16 protein-coding genes and 1 pseudogene are annotated in these 17,374 nt (G+C 37.6%); 10 read left to right on the top strand and 7 right to left on the bottom strand.

Annotation, left to right across the window (positions count from 1 at the left end):
• The first annotated feature begins 11 nt into the window (after nt 1-11).
• The 4 genes from HL290_RS16455 to HL290_RS16440 all read left to right on the top strand — a co-directional run bounded on the left by HL290_RS16455 (nt 12) and on the right by HL290_RS16440 (nt 4,448).
• Nucleotides 12-572 (top strand): TPM domain-containing protein, encoded by a 561-nt coding sequence (locus HL290_RS16455; RefSeq protein ID WP_198497033.1) that lies wholly within the window; start codon nt 12-14, stop codon nt 570-572.
• A gap of 341 nt (nt 573-913) precedes the next feature.
• Nucleotides 914-1,345 (top strand): pilin, encoded by a 432-nt coding sequence (locus HL290_RS16450; protein WP_198497029.1) that lies wholly within the window; start codon nt 914-916, stop codon nt 1,343-1,345.
• Nucleotides 1,346-1,403: 58 nt separating this feature from the next.
• Nucleotides 1,404-2,714, top strand: coding sequence for an O-antigen ligase family protein (locus HL290_RS16445; protein ID WP_198497032.1), 1,311 nt, complete (start codon nt 1,404-1,406; stop codon nt 2,712-2,714).
• 105 nt (nt 2,715-2,819) lie between these two features.
• The gene (locus HL290_RS16440; RefSeq protein ID WP_198497028.1) at nt 2,820-4,448 is read left to right on the top strand and encodes a PglL family O-oligosaccharyltransferase; all 1,629 of its coding nucleotides are present in this window, start codon (nt 2,820-2,822) and stop codon (nt 4,446-4,448) included.
• Nucleotides 4,449-4,489: 41 nt separating this feature from the next.
• On the opposite strand, the gene bfr is transcribed toward HL290_RS16440, so the two are convergent.
• From bfr to gmk, 7 genes and pseudogenes are all read right to left on the bottom strand, one after another.
• Complete coding sequence (bfr, locus tag HL290_RS16435) at nt 4,490-4,954, bottom strand: heteropolymeric bacterioferritin subunit Bfr (protein WP_198497027.1); 465 nt, start codon at nt 4,952-4,954, stop codon at nt 4,490-4,492.
• Nucleotides 4,955-5,199: 245 nt separating this feature from the next.
• Nucleotides 5,200-5,394 (bottom strand): bacterioferritin-associated ferredoxin, encoded by a 195-nt coding sequence (locus HL290_RS16430; protein WP_004639703.1) that lies wholly within the window; start codon nt 5,392-5,394, stop codon nt 5,200-5,202.
• Nucleotides 5,395-5,613: 219 nt separating this feature from the next.
• Nucleotides 5,614-5,997 carry a RidA family protein gene (locus HL290_RS16425; RefSeq protein WP_002116996.1) on the bottom strand — a complete coding sequence of 128 codons (384 nt, stop codon included), beginning with the start codon at nt 5,995-5,997 and terminating at the stop codon, nt 5,614-5,616.
• Nucleotides 5,998-6,140: 143 nt separating this feature from the next.
• Nucleotides 6,141-8,246 carry a RelA/SpoT family protein gene (locus HL290_RS16420; RefSeq protein ID WP_005038306.1) on the bottom strand — a complete coding sequence of 702 codons (2,106 nt, stop codon included), beginning with the start codon at nt 8,244-8,246 and terminating at the stop codon, nt 6,141-6,143.
• A 39-nt stretch (nt 8,247-8,285) separates the two neighbouring features.
• Nucleotides 8,286-8,375: pseudogene (locus tag HL290_RS16415) on the bottom strand (hypothetical protein); the annotation flags it as partial.
• 80 nt (nt 8,376-8,455) lie between these two features.
• A complete protein-coding gene (gene rpoZ / locus HL290_RS16410) occupies nt 8,456-8,734 on the bottom strand; it encodes a DNA-directed RNA polymerase subunit omega (protein ID WP_002116990.1) in 279 nt (92 codons plus the stop codon).
• Nucleotides 8,735-8,806: 72 nt separating this feature from the next.
• Entirely contained in the window at nt 8,807-9,436 is a 630-nt protein-coding gene (gmk, locus tag HL290_RS16405; RefSeq protein WP_003653783.1) for a guanylate kinase, read from the bottom strand.
• 122 nt (nt 9,437-9,558) lie between these two features.
• On the opposite strand from gmk, the gene ispH reads away from it, so the two are divergent.
• From ispH to HL290_RS16375, 6 genes are all read left to right on the top strand, one after another.
• Nucleotides 9,559-10,509 carry a 4-hydroxy-3-methylbut-2-enyl diphosphate reductase gene (ispH, locus tag HL290_RS16400; protein ID WP_003653781.1) on the top strand — a complete coding sequence of 317 codons (951 nt, stop codon included), beginning with the start codon at nt 9,559-9,561 and terminating at the stop codon, nt 10,507-10,509.
• Between the two features lie 170 nt (nt 10,510-10,679).
• A complete protein-coding gene (locus HL290_RS16395; protein ID WP_198497026.1) occupies nt 10,680-11,153 on the top strand; it encodes a Tfp pilus assembly protein FimT/FimU in 474 nt (157 codons plus the stop codon).
• The gene (gene pilV, locus HL290_RS16390) at nt 11,147-11,707 is read left to right on the top strand and encodes a type IV pilus modification protein PilV (protein ID WP_198497025.1); all 561 of its coding nucleotides are present in this window, start codon (nt 11,147-11,149) and stop codon (nt 11,705-11,707) included. The genes HL290_RS16395 and pilV overlap by 7 nt, the downstream gene beginning before the upstream one ends.
• Complete coding sequence (locus HL290_RS16385) at nt 11,707-12,708, top strand: PilW family protein (protein WP_198497024.1); 1,002 nt, start codon at nt 11,707-11,709, stop codon at nt 12,706-12,708. Before pilV ends, HL290_RS16385 begins: the two co-directional genes overlap by 1 nt.
• Entirely contained in the window at nt 12,705-13,514 is an 810-nt protein-coding gene (locus tag HL290_RS16380; RefSeq protein WP_198497023.1) for a PilX N-terminal domain-containing pilus assembly protein, read from the top strand. Before HL290_RS16385 ends, HL290_RS16380 begins: the two co-directional genes overlap by 4 nt.
• Before the next feature lie 11 nt (nt 13,515-13,525).
• The gene (locus HL290_RS16375) at nt 13,526-17,371 is read left to right on the top strand and encodes a PilC/PilY family type IV pilus protein (RefSeq protein ID WP_198497022.1); all 3,846 of its coding nucleotides are present in this window, start codon (nt 13,526-13,528) and stop codon (nt 17,369-17,371) included.
• Nucleotides 17,372-17,374 lie beyond the last annotated feature (3 nt).

Here is a 17,374-nt window from a genome sequence, read left to right as displayed (position 1 = left end):
GCTTCAGGCTCATGGTAACAACATCAGAAACAACACAAATTATTACTCAACCTAAAATTGAGGAATCTGTAGAGCCAAGCTTAAAACGTTGGTTTAAACATCTATGCTATTTTCCGGCCAGTAGCCGTTATTTTTCAAAACAAGATAAGCAGACGATTGCTGATGCGGTACAACAAGCAGAACATGGACATGTTGGCGAAATACAGGTTGTAATTGAAGGCCATATTCCATGTTCACAAGCCTATAGACAAAACACACGTTTAAGAGCACAGCAGTTATTTGCAGAATTAGGGGTCTGGGACACCGCGTTAAATAGTGGAGTACTACTTTATTTAAACTTATGTGAACGTACAGTAGAAATTATATTTGACCGCGGTATTAGAAATGCCACTAATGATCAAGTCTGGCAACAGATTTGTGATTCTATCGTGCAACAACTTAAACAAAAACAATATCAGCAAGCTGTAGTGATTGGTGTTCATCAAATTGGAGAGGTGATGTCACATTTTTATGATGAAAACATGCCAGATCAATCCAATGAATTGGGAAATGCTCCAATTATTATAAATTAAGTTATTTTCTAAAAGTTCCATATCTCATAATTTTTATTTCTCAAGGTGACTGACAAAAAATGTCATCTATTTATTTATTTTTAAAGAGAATTTGTTCACAGAACTAAATATAAAGTTTGATAAGTTTTGTTTACTTTTTTTTATGTGTGATCTGTTATAACCAAAAGTTATGTGACGATTTTTGTCAGTTACTTACAGTGATTTTATATTTAGTAAATTGAAAAATTAATATAAGTTTTTGTTTTATAAATAAAATAAAAGTTGGCATGGTTGCTGCAATATAGTTGATAGCTGAAAAAGCTTATATAAAAACATACATACAATCTTTGGGGAAAAAGGCTATGAATGCACAAAAAGGTTTTACATTAATTGAGCTCATGATCGTGGTTGCCATTATTGGTATTTTGGCGGCAATTGCGATTCCACAGTATAGTAAGTATCAAGCAAAATCTAAATTAACAGCAAGTTTGTCAGAGATTTCAGCAGGTAAAACTGTAGCTGAAGAGCGAATTAATAATGGGGAGGCAGTTACCCTAGCTGATCTTGGCCTTCAGGCAACTACATCAAATTGTAATATTGCTGTAACTGGTTTTGCAGCAGGTAGTGGTGATGGAACTATTGAATGTACAGTTCAAAATACCCCTTCTCAAGTTACAGGTGCAGTAATGACTTGGACAAGAGTTGGCGCAACTGGCATTTGGACTTGTGAAACTACGGGTATTACAGATGCAGACAATAAGTCACTTGCTCCTAAAGGGTGTGCTGCGTCTTAATATTAAGTTAAATAAAAAGGGAGGCTCTGACCTCTCTTTTTTATTGAAGAAAATAAATATGTTGAAAAACAATATACTGTTCCTGCTAATAGAAATTTATCTTATTAGTGCTTTATTGGGATATCAAATCGGATGGTCTGTATTTCAATACGATGAGCTTCGTTTATTACAATTTCCCTTAGCATTATGTGCTTTATCAATTTTAATCTTTACAAAAAAAATAGAATATTCAATCGTTACTCAATTTACTTTTTTTCTAATTAGCATATTAATAACTATACAGATAACAACTTATAGCATTTTTCAGTTTCAAGAACTTTGGTCGGCAATAACGTTATTATTTATATTGTCTGCTTTAACATATACATTAAAAAATGTGGGCAATATAGAACATGGAATAGCTTTAATTATAGTTTCATCCTTTATTCCATGTTTATTTATTCTTATTTCTATCCTTAATTTTATTTTTTATAAACAATGGTTTGATTGGCAATTTAACTCTGGAACAATTCGAATTTATGACAGCATCATAGTGCCTATTTTCTTTTTCCTGATTTTTTTGAGAAATAAGCAGTATCCTTATATTTATTACTTTTATCCGGTAGCTGTATTCTTTTTTACCTTGGCATGGTTGTTTGATGGTGCCAGGTCGGCATTATTTGCAATAATGACTGGTTTATTTATTTTATTTATTTTTTCTAGGCAAAATCGAAATCTGATTTTACAAACTATTGGGTATATATTATTCGCGTTTCTGGTTCACAAGACAGTGGTTTATCTTGCAGATAAAAATACTATGACGGTATTACGTACAGGAACATCTTTACGTTCAGAAATGTGGAGGTTTGTATTTGAACAATGGAAAGAAACACCATGGTTTGGAGTAGGGGGAGGTTATCTGGCGAAGATACAATATAGTTATGGTCATCATATGCATAACCTATATTTAAGATTGATTTTTGAGTGGGGAATTGTTGGAGGGATATTTTTAGTTTGGATAATTTATCAAGTTGTTAGGCTGTTCATAGATAGGAGTGTTTTAGCTATTGCAAAAGCGGGCGTAACTGCGATTTTAGTTGATGCAATGTTCTCAGGGAGTATGGTTTATCCAGCTTCACAAATTGCTTGTGTATTATTTATAGCATTTACTTTTTCCCAAAGAAAATTATCTTTTAGTTCCAGATTTTCTTTTCTGTCGACAAAAATACTGATCGGTTTATGGGGAGCTATTTTTTTTTACATTATGATCATGTATTTAGGACAAGATTTAATGTGCGGGGGGTGTGGTAGCTATGCTGAAAGAATGGCACCAAATTTCTGGTTTTATGGTGCTGCTGAGCATTTGGTGCCAGCTTCACAAATTCCTTAATTTTTTGAAGTAAACTCTATCAAGATCTTTTCATAGAGACTTCATACATTTTCTTTTAGGCTTCCATGTATAATTCTTTCAAGTTTTAGCCTCTAACCTTTTACTATGCAAGTATTCTTCCTATTCCTCGCTGCAATCCTGTTAGGTTTTGCATGGTTGTCTCCATTTCACTATAGCCCTTGGGTTATGTTTTCGAGTGAAGTGAGTACTTTTGGGGCTGGATTATGTGTATTAGCCGCCCTAATTCAGCAAAATATTAAAATTCCTAGAGCACAACTATTGTTGCTGCCATTTACTTTAATTCCAATAGTGCAGTGGGGGTTTGGTTTAGTTTTTGATTTGAGCACAGCTTTATTGAGTTCATTTTACTTGCTAGGTTTTTGGTTTATGGTTTTAGCTGGTTACAACCTATCTTTAGATCAACAAAAGCGAGATCAAATCTTTTCGGGTTTTAGCTTACTCGTAATTATTGTATCCCTTGCCACTAGCTTCATTGCAATTTGCCAATGGTTGAATATTGAGTCTCATATTCCGTATGTGCTTAAGTTGCTGGGTAATCGTCCTTACGGTAATTTTGGTCAACCCAATAATATGGCAACCTTTTTAATTATTGGATTATTAGGGTGTTTGTATTTATATGAAAAGAACAAAGTAACTATCTGGTTGTTATTGCCTTCAGCGCTCATTATTTTATTTACGGTCGCATTGAGTCAGTCAAGAACTTCATGGATAGTTTTTCCATTTTTACTCATCTATTGGATGATTAAGCAGTTTAAAAAGCAAAAAAGATTTGGACTTGCTCAAGGCTTCTTGTGGTGCCTAACATTTTTTTTAATTGCTGGATTAATCTTACCTTATATTACTCAATTCATCGAATTCTCTACAAATACAGAGATTACTGAAACGAGTACGTTTGTTGCTCGGGCAGGTTCGGGGCATGAGCGTGTAGGTATGTGGATACAAATATTGCATGCTATAGCTCAGCAACCATGGGCTGGGTATGGGTGGAGCCAAACTAGTGTTGCTGTAGTCGATAGTATTCAATATGGAACTGTACATGTATGGTTTAATAGCGCCCATAATGTACTGCTTGATTTAATTATCTGGAATGGTATTCCATTAGCGACTGTAATCATTGCTTACTTTGCATGTTGGTTCCTTTGGTTAAATCAACAGGCTAAAGAAACCATCTCAATTATAGCGATTATGATGGTGTGTGCGGTGTTCATTCATGCCATGTTCGAGTTCCCACAGCGCTATGCTTATTTCTTGCTTACCTGTGGTTTTTTACTTGGTATCGTTCAGGCACAAACTCCTGTACTCAAGGGAGTTGTGCTTAATAAGCAACTTTTTCGCTTAATATGGATAGTTAGTTTACTGCTTATTATTGCGATTTTACGTGATTACAATGTCTATGTTCTGAATAGTAATTTACTTTATAAGAATAAAAAGCCAAATGCAGAGTTCATGGGAAGCAGTAAAATTTTTGTTTTAACGCAGTTTGAAGAGCGTTTAAAATGGATTGAACTTAATCCAGAAACTAAATTACCCGAAGCTGATTTAGTTGAGTGGGGAAATTCAGTAAAGAATAAAGCGACTCCATATAATTTACGTAAATATGCAAAATTGCTGGCTTATAATGGAAAAATAGAGCAAGCGCAGCAGCAAATATTAATTTTAAAGCATCTCTATAAGCAAAAAATAACGCTACCAGATTTATTAAAAGAAAAGTAATAAAAAATCCCCTTGTATTCAAGGGGATTTTTTATGAGAAATTACATCTGACTCTGGATGTAATTTTCAATGCCAACGTTGCCGATAAGGTCAATCTGAGTATCTAACCAGTCCCAATATTCTTCTTCTTTCTCTAAAATTTCTTGAACGAGATCACGAGTTACATAATCTTGTTCTGTTTCAGCGAGTGCAACTGTTTTTTGAATCGCCTCTATATTTTCTTTCACTTTACGAATGTCACAGTGTAGAACTTCTTCTGTGTGTTGACCAATGTAAAGTTTGCCTAAATGCTGAAGGTTAGGAAGGCCTTCTAAAAACAAAATACGTTCAATAATTTTGTCTGCATGCTTCATTTGACGAATTGATTCTTTATATTCGTCAGAACCGAGCTGTTCAATTCCCCAATCATTAAACATGCGTGAATGTAAAAAGTATTGATTAATTGCAGTTAAATGATGGTACAGCACTTGGTTAAGCTGATTAATGACATCACGATTGCCTTTCATTGTAGCTACTCCAAAACAATTTCTGCCTTAATCCAATTAAGGCAATCTATAAAACCATTTTAGTGAACAATCATGGATATGGCGAGTAGTTTATGGAACAGCAAATGAAAATCGCAATCAAAAACAACACAATATTAGTACAGGAAAGTTTTCTGCCAAAAAAAACCGCTTGAATGAGGAACTATTAATGTTCCGCAAAAAGCGGTGGAGGAGCTAATAAATACGGTTAAATGTTTATAATTCTTTTACGCAGCTACGGAAATACGAGCAGCGATTTCTGATAATTCTTCACTAATAATAGCACGTGCTTCTGGTGCACAGCGTCCACAGCAAGTACCGAGATCAAGCAAGTCACGAATTTCGCGATAGCTTTCAGCGCCATTTTCAACGGCGTCTTTAATATCTTGATCGGTAATGCCACGACACAAGCAAACGTACATGGGAGTGATCCCCAAATATAAATGCGATAATTGATATTATTGATAATTATTATCGTTTGTCAATGAAATTCATTTAAAATCTCATTTATTATTATTGGGATTTTGGATAAAAAAATACCACCTGAGCGGAAATCTGAGTGGTGTTCAGATTTTACGCAAGGGTGGTACCTAATTTAGAGCTAAATATTTTTTAATTTCGAGTGTTTAATATTTTGTATCTTATTGATTGATAATAACAATACCATCCATCTCTACTAATGCACCTTTAGGTAGACTAGCTACACCTAATGCTGCACGGGCAGGATACGGTTGAGCAAAATATTCACCCATAATTTGGTTTACAAGTTGGAAATTTGATAAATCGGTTAGGAAAATATTAAGTTTGGCAATGTCTGCAAGTGAACCACCAGCAGCTTCACAAACCGCTTTTAAATTATCAAATACACGGCGAATTTGAGCTTCGATACCTTCTACAAGTTCCATACTGTATGGGTCTAAACCAATCTGCCCTGATAGATATAGCGTATTGTCTACTAAAATAGCTTGAGAGTATGTGCCGATAGCAGCAGGGGCATTTTCAGTATGAATCACTTGGCGGGACATTTGGTTCTCCTTGATTAAATCTCTTTCCATCATAATCGATGATAGGTTTGGACAAAAGTATCATCGATTTAATTGATTAAGTGAATTTGGAAAGTTTGATTTTGTTAAAGAAACATAAACCTGACCAATAGCTTTTGTAAAGATTAGCTTACTTTTGAAACTTCCATTTGGGGATTAGCAGCATCCAAACGTTCAATACGCGGGAAACCATAATGCATACGTAAGTCACGGATGACTTTTGCAATATGTTTACGGTTGTTGACTACAATATTAACAAAAGTTCTTTGCTCATTTGAATGAACCATCTCTACCCCAGCATTATTTTTACGACATTGATAGATCAGGTCTGATACCTGTTCATCATTCATTGCCATATCTATAGCGAGGTAGGCGGTAAAACGTACATCATCTACATCATCTGCTTTCCATTGAAGCGGCATAATATTTTCAGGATGTAGATGTTGTTCATGTAGCAAGTTATGGCAGCGGATGCGATGCACAATTAACCCACGACGTGTTAAGTGCCCCTGAATTGGGTCACCTAAAACTGGATTGCAGCAATGCGCATATTTAACGTCGATACCTTCAGTACTCTGAATAAGTCGATCTGAGTTTTCTACTTGAGGGTGTTTGTCATGAGCAAATAGGTGATTAGCTACAAGTTGAGGAAGTAAGTCACCAACCGCAATTTGTTCAAACAATGTATTCTTGTTATCGATGTGACGCCACTGCAGTAAATCTAACCAGTCAGCATCAGAGAGATCACTGATCGAACGATTGAAAAGTTTTAATGCGCGGGAAAGTGCTTGCTCACCGACAAGACGCTGTTCTTCAATTTCTTGATCTTTAAGAACATGTTGTAAAGCACGACGGGCTTTTTGCGTATTAATAAAGCTTAACCAGTCTGGATTTGGTGTTGCTAAAACATCCGTAATAACTTCGATAACCTGACCGCTAATTAATGGTGTAGATAATGGTTTAATCTCACCATCCACTTTTGCACCAACTGCATGGTTACCTAAAAATAAACTTGCTGAATAAGCAAAATCAACTACGGTAGCACCTTGTGGTAACTCATGGAGTTGACCATGTGGTGTGTAAACCCAAATTTTTTCTTGATGTAAGTAATCTAATAAATCATTGAAAGTTGTTTTTGCACATTCTCCATCGATAAGCGTATTCAGGTTTTGCATAGAGGCTTGAATGGCTGAGCGACAAGTTTGTGGTGCATTTTCACCTAATACAACACCAAAACGGGCAGCTTTACGCATAAGCTCGGTTTGAATGGTAAGAGATAATGTGGTTTTTTCACCTTTAAGTTTAATCAATAAAGATTGGTTGCCACCAGGTAATGGACGACGGATATGGTCTTGGTATTGGATGACTTGAAAATTTTCTCTTAAAGCATCAACTAGGCGGTCACAGTCGGCAATTGTTTGTAAAACAATTTCAAAAGCATGGCTATGGGTAAGCTCTTGTAAATCCATCTCATTTTTAACGAAATGGCGTAATAATTCGATATTGTTATTTTTCTTTTTAATGCGGCCTTGAATATGATAGTTGTGGAGAAGTTCAGCGAGGTTTTGTTCCCAGATACTTTGATATTTACATCGCTCTGGTTTGGTTTGACGTAGTGCATTTTGCACGTTATCAAACATATCAAGATCAAGATTTTGATAACAAAGATTTTCTAGATTATCGCCCATTTCATTCATGCCGACTAATCTTGCCATTGGCACAAAGATATCAAGAGTTTCTTGAGCAATACGAGCGCGTTTATCTGGACGTAAAGCACCTAGAGTTGTCATATTATGATAGCGATCGGCTAATTTAATAATAATGACACGTGGGTCCTGTAGGGTCGCTTGCAAGATTTTTCGGAATGAGGCGGCCTTGTTATATTCTTTATCACTTGACTGGCTAAGTTTGGTTACACCGTCAACCAGCTCGGCAACTGTCAGACCGAACTTTTCAGTAATATCTTCTTTTGTATATTGAGTGTCTTCAATAACATCATGCAAAAGTGCTGCCATTAAAGTTTCAGCATCTAAACGCATGTTCGCAAGAATGCAGCTGACAGCAATTGGATGCAGAATGTAGGGTTCACCACTTTTACGTGTAATGCCAGTATGCGCTAGATCGGCAAAATCACAGGCAGCAAGCACTTTCTCGACCTCACTTACCGATAAGTAAGGGTCGATAATCAATTTAAGCTGTTGCTTGGCTTGGCTGACCTCTTCGCCTGGCATAAATCACCCTTTTTCCTAATGCTGAGAAACTAAATCTATCTACTTCTTAATGAAAAGCATATTGCGGAACTTGTCAATTTTTTCATTTGAAAAAGTGTATTTTTTTTTCAATGAAAATAATTGCTTTTTTCAATATCTTTAAATTCAAGACAAAGCCAAATAAAAAACCACCGCAGAAAAACGATGGTTTTTTTATGAAACAGAATTAATTAGAAAGAAAAACCTTCTAAATTCAAGCTGTTTGTAGAAAGAGCAAGATCAAGACTAGAAGTTTGATAATCTTGTTCACGTTGTTTAAGAATTTCTTTCGTAACGTGTCCTGCCGCGATTTCGCGCAAAGAAACTACAGTCGGTTTGTCGTTATCCCATTCTACAGTTGGCTCCATGCCTTGACGTGCCAATTGACGAGCACGTTTACTTGCAACGAGCACAAGCTCAAAACGGTTGTCTACATGATCTAAACAATCTTCAACGGTGACGCGTGCCATAAAAGTTCTCGTTTTGGAATGGTGAATTTGAACAGACTAAACAGTATAAAAGGCTTTCGATCCAGACTCAAGTTATTCCTGTTTTGGTTGAGGAGTAATCAAGTCTTGAATTAATGTTTGATGACGTTTTGCTTGCTGGGATAACACTAAACGGTTTGCTGTAATCACAGCTTCAAGCTCATGTAAGGCTTTATTAAAATCATCATTAATAATAATGTAATCAAAGTTCGTGTAATGCTGCATGTCTTCAACTGCACAGCTTAAACGATGTTCAATGACGTCAACTGAGTCAGTACCGCGATTAGATAAACGCTGACGTAGGTCAAACTGTGTTGGCGGTAAAATAAATATTTGCTTGGATTCAGGAAAAAGTTTGCGTACTTGCTCTGCACCTTGCCAATCAATTTCAAGTAGAACATCGTGCCCTTGAGCTAACTGTTGTTTTACAGTTGCTTGAGAAGTGCCATAGTAATTACCAAATACTTCAGCGTATTCGATAAAGCCTTCATGGTTTACTTGGTCTAGAAAGTCATCTTTTGTAGTGAAGTGATAGTGAACACCATCTAACTCACCAGGACGTTGACCTCGGGTAGTATGCGAGACTGAAACATGTAAATTGCTTACACGGTCAAGCAGGGCTTTCACCAAAGATGTTTTGCCTGTTCCTGATGCAGCAGAAACGACAAACAATAGACCCGACATGATATTTTTCCTGATATGATAAAATATCTTCGCTATTGTAGTGTACCGTGCGTTTAAACTGAATAGTTTTAATTGCAAATATTCAAGAGAAATTCCCCTGTTTTATTAATTTTGAGGCTGTTATGGAAATTGTGTTAGCTAATCCGCGTGGTTTTTGTGCCGGTGTTGATCGAGCCATAGCAATCGTCAATCGGGCTTTAGAATGTTTTAATCCTCCTATTTATGTACGTCATGAAGTTGTACACAATAAATTTGTGGTAGATGACTTACGTCAAAGAGGGGCCGTTTTTGTTGATGAACTAGATCAGGTTCCGGATGACTCAATTGTAATTTTTAGTGCGCACGGTGTTTCAAAAGCCGTTCAACAAGAAGCTGAACGCCGAGGCTTAAAAGTGTTTGATGCGACTTGCCCTTTAGTTACCAAAGTTCATATTGAAGTGACTAAATATGCACGTGAAGGTACTGAAGCAATTTTAATTGGTCATGAAGGGCACCCAGAAGTTGAAGGAACAATGGGTCAATATGACAAATTAAAAGGTGGTGACATTTATCTGGTTGAGGATGAAGCGGATGTTGCTGCACTTGCAGTAAGACATCCTGAAAAACTTGCATTTGTAACTCAAACAACTTTATCTATTGATGATACGGCTAAAGTTATTGATGCTTTGCGTGCAAAATTTCCTCATATTCAAGGGCCACGTAAAGACGATATTTGCTACGCAACTCAAAACAGACAAGATGCTGTACGTGATTTGGCCGAACAGTGTGATGTGGTATTGGTCGTAGGTTCACCTAATTCATCAAATTCAAATCGTTTACGCGAGCTTGCAGAGCGTATGGGCAAAGCAGCTTACCTTGTAGATAATGCTGATCAGTTAGAACAGTCATGGTTCAATGATACTTGCAAAATTGGTGTGACAGCGGGTGCTTCAGCGCCGGAAATTCTGATTAAGCAAGTGATTCAACGTTTACAAGACTGGGGCGCGCAAGCACCTAAAGAATTAGATGGACGTGAAGAGAACATAACCTTTAGCCTTCCTAAAGAATTACGCATTCACGTGACTCAAGCATAAAGTGTGACTTATTTAACACACTGATTTTAAAATAGTAAAACAGATAATTGTTGATATGACAGTTATCTGTTTTTTTATACCCTTTATCTGCTTTGTATTTGTTTTGTAAATATAAAAAGTAAAATTTAAATAATAAATAAAAATTTTTAAGTTTATTTGGGGTTCTGGGGATGAGGGGAATTATTCCGCAAGACGGGTTCACCTTGGTTGAGCTCATGGTAACGATTGTAGTCATGACGATTATTACGATGACGGCTGCGCCGTCTATGTCGAATTTATTAGAAAGCAAACGACTAGATGAAAATCAACGAGATCTAATCAATACTTTGTCGGAAGCAAAGAGTCAAGCCATACTTGGTCGACAAGACGTTTCTATTAATCTGAATTCAACAGCCTCAAATTCACCAACTTCTTTGAATTGGAAAACTACTTCCAATAACACTCTTGAGCTCAAAAATATAGCTGCTGATGGTACGCAAAGTTCATTAACAGCGACGACTTTAACTTTTAATGCTAATGGAGTGGTAAGTAATATTACCCAAGATACACTTTTATCTATTTGTAATTCAAAAATAAATAAAAAGAAAATTCTTATTTTAACAAAGCTTGGCACATTAATTTTTAAAGCTGAGGAGACATGTTAATGCGGAGCTCTAAGCAAGAAGCTCAAGTTGGGGTTGGTTTATTAGAAGTGTTGGTCGCTTTAATTTTACTTGCAATAGGAATTTTAGGATATGTTGCCTTGCAAGTTCGGGCTATGGATGCTTCTTCAGAAGCATTAAGTAAATCTCAAGCTATTATGATTATGAGAGGATTAGCAGAAAATATTCGCGTGAATAGTTCTCAAGCTAGTCAATATCCTTTATTTGTCCGTAGTTATAGTAATTATTCATCTACTACCGCAGCTCCTACGTTGTGTTTCAATGCCGCTTGTACGCCTTCTCAACTTGCTCAATTTGATGCGTATCAAGCAGCGAGAAATGCTGATCAACTTGGCATGAAAATCACAATGACAAATTGCCCTGGGGTTACAAGCACAATGACCCAGCAGAGGCAATGTCTGTTTGTTTTTTGGGGAAAAACCTCTCCAGTAATTACAACAAATGAAGGAGTCACTAGCGCGGATGTGTCGAGCTGTATGAGTACAAATGGCGTTTATGTCAATAATTCGAATTGTTTAATGATGGAGGCATATTAATGGCTCACTCATTTGTACCATGGAAGCAACGAGGCTTTACATTAATTGAGCTTATGGTCGCATTAGCTTTAGGCCTAATTTTGGTAGCCGCGGCGACTCAATTATTTATTGGTGGACTTCTATCAAGTCATCTACAAAAAGCAAATGCTGAAATACAAGATAGCGGTATTTTTGGCTTGGAGTATATCGCACGTGATATACGCCTTCTAAATTATGGAAATGTAATAAACCCGATATTAACGGATACCACACCTTGGGGTGGTGTTGTTTTAACTGGCTCAACAGCAACCAACAATAACAGTGTTAATTTTGTCCCTAATGTTGGAGCGAATACTTATATTGCTGACACATTATTAAGTCGTGGTGCAGGGGATACGGTGAGTACCGTTAGTAATCACTGGAAAGGCCTTTCAAATATACAGAATAGTTCAAACGCTGCTGTGCAAAGTGATCAGCTGACTATTCAATTTATTGCTCCTACTAATATGACCAATTGCGAAGGTGTGAATGTACTTGCAGGGGATTTAATTGTAGAGCGTTATTTTTTACGTCTGGATAGTAATGGTAGTTCCCAGCAAGATTATGCACTTGCATGTGATGCAAATACTCCCTCTACTGTAGCCACAGCTCAACCGACCACTATTGCTGGGTTGGGCGACGCTGGTCAAATTGTATTGCCGCGTATTGACCATTTCCATGTGTTGTTTGGTGCAAAAAATGCGGCTGGCAATTTTGCTTATTATACGATTCCCCAATATCGCGCTGCTGCACAGGCTGCCCGAGATGTTACACCATCTGTGATGCCGCCACGAATTCTTTCAATACAAATATCTGTATTAGCGCGCTCTACTAATAATGCCCAAAACAAAGCCATAGATCCCGCGCAGTCTTTTCTTATGCTAGATCAAACCGTGCATGCTTCTGATAATACAACTCGATTCTTACGCCGCACTTATAACGTAACAATTGCTCTACGCAATGCGATGGGGGAGAGTCTATGACCCATTTAATTCATAAAAGTAGATCTAAGGAAAAAGGGGCAACTCTTATTGTTGTGCTTATTATTTTATTGGTTGTTATTTCTGTAGGTGTTTTAGCAATAAGAGTAGCTATTGTTTCTTTAAAAGTTGCTACTAATAGCCAAGTTAGCCAATTAAATTTTCAATCATCTGACACACCTTTAGAACTCATTGTGCAGATGAATCCTACCACCTTAACTAATATTACTAATGTGATTGGTGCCGCGCTCAAAGAGCACGAAAGTAACCCTGGCGCAGAATACAACTTTTGTTATAAGCCTATTTCTACGTCAACAAATTTTGCTCAGACCAGAGGTGCAAGTTTACTTCGAGCAGGAAGTGCTAATAATGCAGTCGTCGAAGATGGGGGAGTGGCAGGTTTTTGTGATTTAACAAGTGACTATGGAAGTAATCGCCAAGCAGTGGTTACACAAGTTGCCGTAAGTATTCCAACAGATGCTGCAAGTGATATTCCTGGTTCAAATTTACCACGAGGAACAAATACCTCCGAAGGCACACAACTACCTAAAAGTATGCTGTCTACACAACGTATTCGAGTTATTACCACTGCTTTTTTACCAACCTACGCATCTACCTCTATAGAAACTCTACAAACTGATTGCTTAAGCACGAGTTCAGCGAAAATTAGTGACAATTTTGATACTGCATTAACGGCTAAACAAACATTAGCAGAGTGTTTGGCAAATCATAACGTGCCTTTTAGTACTCAAGTTCAAGAATTTAACTATACCAATAAGCTCACTCAAATTACGGCACCAGGTTCATAACGGGGAATATCATGAAAGTAAAATTGAAGAATTTTAAGCCAAATAATTTATGGTATGCCATCTGTTCGAGTTCAGTTGCTTTTACATGGATGGTGGCAAGCTCCGTGGTGCAGGCGAGTGATTTACAAATTTATGCATCGCCTACAGCAGGTAAAAAAACGATTGTGATGATGTTAGATACCTCCGGGAGTATGACATCTAATAGTTATAACGAAAATCGCTTGGCTATGCTTAAAAATGGTATGAATGCTTTTTTAGCCAGCAATAATCCTGTTTTAAATGATACTCGTGTGGGCTTAGGTAATTTCTCTGCAAATGGTGATAGTCGAAGTGGGCAAATTTTGGTGGCTGCTGCTCCTTTAGGAGATGCAAGTACTTTAAATACGGTGGGGTCTCAGCGCTATAAATTAAAACAGGCAGTTGCAAATTTATCTGCTGGTGGGTCAACACCTTCAGCACATGCTTATGCGGAAGCTGCTGCTTATTTGATGGGCACAACAACCTATTCAGAGACGAATTATGTTATTCGTAAAGAAAGCTATATCAAACGAGTAAGGCGATCCGATAATAAAACTGAATACTCATCTTGCACCAATTCTTCACAAATTGATATTAATACTTTAAGTCAAGCATGCCGTTCTAATGGCTGGAGTAGTTGGACCACGTTCAATCCTGGAGTAAATACATTAACAGATTATGAGACTTCATCTGATCGGTATTATGATTATACTTATTACTACACCCCCTTTAATTACGCTATAGCAAACGCAGATAGTGGTATTCCAAAATCAAAAACAAATGATACGACAAGTAATCCGAATATTGTTATAGATCGAAATGCCTCTAACTTAAACGCCATTTATCAATCTCCTTTGCCTGCAGTGGCTAATCGTCAAAGTTGTGATGGACAGGGTATTTACTTTTTATCAGATGGTGAGCCGAACAATACAACAAATACACGCTCGGCAACAGTAATGTCGACGGCCCTAGGTAGCACTCTGGGAGCAAATTTTAGTTGCGCTGGAGGACTTTCTAATACTTCATCAGATTCTGGTTGGGCTTGTATGGGGGAGTTTGCGAAACGACTATTTGATAAAACAAAAAACCCTACTGGAGTTTCTATTCAAACAGCATTTGTTGGTTTTGGTAGTGATTTTTCTAGCTTAAGTTCTTCTGATGTAAAAAATGCCTGTCGTTTAAGTTCGAGAACCCAATCTGAGCGAAAAGGAGATGATGCGTGTTCACCGAATCAGACCACAAATGCGGTCGCTGCACCTGGTTATGGAAATGGTGGTTTTTTCCCTACCCAAAGTGCGCAAGGGGTAACGAGTAGTGTTATTACATTTATTAATAATTTAGATAAAGTCCCTTTAGAGCCCTTAACAACAGGTGCAATCTCTGTTCCGTATGATGCGTTAAATCCAAAAAATTTACAGGAATATGGTTATTTACGTGCTTTTGAGCCTAATCCCGCCAATACGTATTTAACATGGAGAGGAAATCTAAAGAAATATCATGTTCTTTTATCGGGAACAAATGCTGGGGCTTTTGAGGCTAATACGGGGGGATTAGTCTACAACGCAAGTGGAGCATTTAGAACGGGTACGAAGGATTACTGGAATAGTTCTAATTATAACGATGGGGGTAAAGTCTTTTTAGGTGGTTCATATGCAAAAGTTCCTGTACCAATTGTGGGGCAAAATGAAACACGTGATGAAGAAGGAAATATCACAAAATATTATTACGCAGTACAAAGTAAAATCCGCAACTTATTTACTGATGTTTCCGCCGTTGCAGCGGATGGTAGCTTAACGAAAATATCGACTTCTGGAACTAATTTGCTAAAAATTCCCGCTGCTCCACTAGAAGGAACTAATCCTTTTGATAGTGTTGCTAATACAGCAAGTTATGTTTTAGGAAAATTTGATGCCTCAACTGGGCAAGATATTTTAAAAGCTTTCCCGATTAGCTTGAAATTAAAAATATTAAATTATCTAGGTTATTCAACTGATATTGGTGCGGCCACTTTACCTTCCTCCTTGGTTACATCGAATGAACCATATTTATCTATGGGCGGCAGTATTCACTCTTTACCAGTACAGCTTACCTATAATGGAACATTAGATGAAAATGGGAATTTAACTTCTGCTCGAGAGCAATCCATTCTCTATGGAACTATGGAAGGCGGTTTACATATTGTGGATGCTTCAACTGGTGTGGAACAAATGGCTTTCGTTCCTGCCGATATATTAAATGATCCCGTTGCATCAAAAGCTTTAGTTGTTGGCCAAAGTGATGCCTCAGCTCCTGCTCACGGTATGGATGGGGCTTGGGTATCTGACCCTGCATATAGTATTACTACCACAGGAAGTGGTAGTGCTGCAGTTTCGAAAGTGACTGCAAAGCAAATGAATATTTATGGGGGCATGCGAATGGGTGGCAGCAGTTATTATGGCTTAAATGTCTTAAATCCTGCTTCACCTAAGCTTCTCTTTAGAGTAGGAGTAGACCAAACTGATTATAGTCGTATGGGGCAGAGTTGGTCTAAACCTGTACTGGCAAATATTCGTTATAACGGGTCTATTAAACGAGTGATGATCGTTGGTGGTGGCTATGACCAATGTTATGAAAAACCAAATATTACCTTGAGCGACTCTTGCTTTACGAATGGAAAAGCAAAAGGAAATGCTGTCTATATTATTGATGCCAAAACTGGGGAGCGCTTATGGTGGACTAGTGACACAGGCTCTAATATTGATAACTCTAATATGAAGCATAGTATTGTTAGTCGTATTAGTACATTAGATCGAGACGCTGATGGTTTAGTAGACCATTTATATTTCGGTGATTTAGGCGGACAAGTCTTCCGTATCGATCTTAATAATAACCAGACAAAAACGAATTCGACTTATAGTAGTTTTGGTATTCGAGTTGTTCGATTAGCCAATTTAGCAACGAATGATTCCACTTATGATAGCTCGAACGATTATACAGCTGGGAATGCGCCGCGTTTTTATGAACCTCCTACAGTTACCATACATGATTATGGCATCCGCACTTTTATTACTGTAGGTATTGCTTCAGGTGACCGTAGTACCCCATTGGATGTTTATCCGCTTACAGGGCGTGAAGGTATGTCACCTAGCACAGCATTAAGCGGACGCCCTGTAAATAATGTCTATGGAATTATCGACAAAGATTTTATTAAAAAGAATCTAATGTCTTTAACTGATAGCCAACTTGAAACAAAAGATATTACTCGATCGGCTCTTAGAAAAAATCCACAAATTTTACGATCTGGAGAAACACGAGTAGCACAAATTTTCTTTCCAAATACGGGGACGGGCCAAGGTGGTTGGTATCGTTCACTTTCTAGTACGAGCGGTGGTACAGAGAAAGCCAATAATAGTTTCCGTATTAAAGGTGGACTAAAAGCTTTTGAAGAGCCAATGGCAATTACTGGGACTTTAATTGTGCCTGTTTATGACCCGCAGGGAACAGGCATTGTGGCGGCAGACCCATGTTTACCACGTGTGGTAGGTGAAACGGATCAGCAGACTTACTGTTTACCATTTGGAGCCTGTCTTAATTCTGATGGATCCATTGATCAGAATAAAGAAGATCCTAGCGGGTTTCAAACACAAACAGGTGGTAACTGCCCAGCAGGAGTTTCTGAATGTAATAAAAACGTTATTGGCTCAGGTATCCGTGGCGTAGCATTTGTTCCAAAAAGAGATGAACCTCCAGTGACTAATAGTTGTGGGAAATTACAACTGTCTGGAAACGAGAGTGGAACGGGCGAGTGGCAGTGTACAAGTCATTTAGTTCCTACGCGTTGGTATGAGCGTTATCGCTAAGGG

This window comes from Acinetobacter sp. AC1-2, assembly GCF_016124155.1.
GTDB lineage: Bacteria > Pseudomonadota > Gammaproteobacteria > Pseudomonadales > Moraxellaceae > Acinetobacter > Acinetobacter calcoaceticus.
This window is presented reverse-complemented; position numbering and strand designations above follow the sequence as displayed.